2 protein-coding genes are annotated in these 2,271 nt (G+C 43.2%); both read right to left on the bottom strand.

Annotated elements, in window-relative coordinates; genetic code table 11:
• Window positions 1-45: 45 nt before the first annotated feature.
• A complete protein-coding gene (locus FYJ43_RS11865; protein ID WP_229771771.1) occupies window positions 46-1,602 on the bottom strand; it encodes a sensor domain-containing diguanylate cyclase in 1,557 nt (518 codons plus the stop codon).
• A gap of 238 nt (window positions 1,603-1,840) precedes the next feature.
• On the bottom strand, window positions 1,841-2,271 hold a 431-nt coding region (locus FYJ43_RS12640; protein WP_456064357.1), incomplete at its 5' end, for a hypothetical protein.

Genomic DNA, 2,271 nt, shown 5'->3' on the forward strand with positions numbered 1-2,271 from the left:
AAAAAAAAAACGGCAAACAAGAGAAAAAAGCGTCATCAAAAAAACTCAAATAGCGATATATACAATCACTTTATTACGCCCCTCTCTCTTAGCTTGATAAAGAGCATCGTCAGCATTTTTCAGCAAAAAATCGATCCCACCAAGAGGATCATCTTGTGTTGCCACACCAGCAGATACGGTGACACGCAAGTTATTAGGGAAAACAGTACGTTCAATAACACTCCTAATACGCTCCGCAACACACTCCGCTGTTACCACAGATGTATTCGGCAGAAAAACAACAAACTCTTCTCCACCAAACCGACAAATAATATCTTCACTACGGCAACAAGACTTAATAATCTGAGCCAAAGAAACAAGCACCTCATCTCCGACCCCATGCCCGAAACTATCATTTATTTTTTTAAAAAAATCAACATCAATAGCAATAACTGAAGCTCCTGCCCCATACTTGTTATTCTGTATTTTAGTTGAAAACCCCAATCTATTGTTCACGCCGGTAAGGGGATCTTTAAGCGCCACCTCATTTAAAGAATCAACCCTTTCCATCATTACCTTAACATGCGTAAAAAGTGCCTTTTTAAGTCGATCAGCTTCGGCATACCAAGCATTGATAGCTTTAATATAAACTAACGAAGCCCCTATATCTTTAGCATTGGTAGATATAGCAAGCTTTTCTAAAGGAAGTGAAATACGGGAGGCAATGAAATATGAAAGAAGTGAAAATGCAATAATTATTACAATTAGCAGAACAAGTACACTTTTAGCATAAGTAATAAGAATAGTAGTCGCGCTTTCAGCATGGCTATAAACCAACACATTCCAAGCAGTATTTTTCACATGAGCATAACCCAGAAGATATCTATTCCCCGAAAAAAAAAATTCCCCCTCACCTCTATCAGACTCCGTTAACTTTGATTTCAAATCATCAGACATAACCATGGGCCGACCAACAGCACTGTTATCGTTATTAAAGATCACAGTTCCATCATCACTAACAATGCTAATTTCAGTGTCGCTCTTGAAAAAATGCCTGCTCAAAACATCGCTAAATAAACTATGTTTTTTTAGATATATAGACCCACCGACATGCCCTATGTAATTGCCATTCTTATCATAAATAGGATGTGACAACAAAATAATCAAATTCCCAGTAACTGATTTGAACGGTGAAGATATGAATGGTTTCTTTTCCTCAATCGCCAATTTGTTGGCACTTGAATTCAAGCGGGTACCAACTAAATCAAGAGATTCTGGCGAAGTCGCCAGAACAACAGCATCATTACTAACAACAAAAACTGAATTAAACATACCAGACTGCAATCTTAACCTATCCGCCTCATCTTTAAGTGAGTCAATATCATTAGTTGATTTTATTTTTTTTGCTCCATATGCTAATTCACCTTGAGCCATTTCAATATAACCACTCATTACATCTGACATTTTCATAGCGTACGATGAATTAGCATCAAGCAAATCTTTTTCTATATTTTCGCGCTGAAAAACCATAATAACGGCAATCAGAAAAATAGAAGTTAACAAAATCCCACCAACGGACAAGGTTATGACTATCGGACGAAGGTGAGGCTTTTTAATTCTCATAAAAATACACTCCATATAATAAAAAATGCCGCATTTACCATAACATCCCTTATCAGCACCGCCCCGGACGGGTTCGGAACAAATGCGGCGTCAGCCCGGTAAAACCGGCAGCAAACTCTCCGCTAAACCGCGCATTCTGCGCCAGATAAATTTCACCCGGCTGCATGGCTATGCAGTCGGGTGAATGGCTCCGGCTTTCAGCGCAGATGTCCACCGAAAGCCCCGTTTTATCAGGTTATCACAGTGAAGGGCTGTTATACGTCCGCTGTCGCTGAGATCGCTCCAGCTCCAGCGCTTTCTGATGCTGCACCACGCGCTCCTGCTCCCGGTGCAGCTCGACGGCATTCAGTCGCTCGACAACCGGCGCAGCTGCTCGCTCAAACTCTGCACCTGCCTGCTCAAGCCCGTGACGCGCTCGCTCAGCGCTGCGTTCTCCCGTTGCATAAGACCAGACATCGTCCGCCATTCCGCGAAGGCGCTCTCCCACTCGTCCAGCCTTTTCGAGTAGTCCTGCTGTAGCTGCTCTAATGCGCTCAGCAACTGTTTTTCCAGCTCCGTCATGTGCTATTTCCCCGCCAGTATCATCCAGCTCGAATCCTCTCCGAACCGTCCCGCTTCCGGGTTCACCTTCACGCAGCGGCGTCTCTGCTCGCCGCAGGTCGAGAGCTG

It is taken from the genome of Cutibacterium porci (assembly GCF_009696315.1).
Classification (GTDB): Bacteria; Actinomycetota; Actinomycetes; order Propionibacteriales; family Propionibacteriaceae; genus Cutibacterium; species Cutibacterium porci.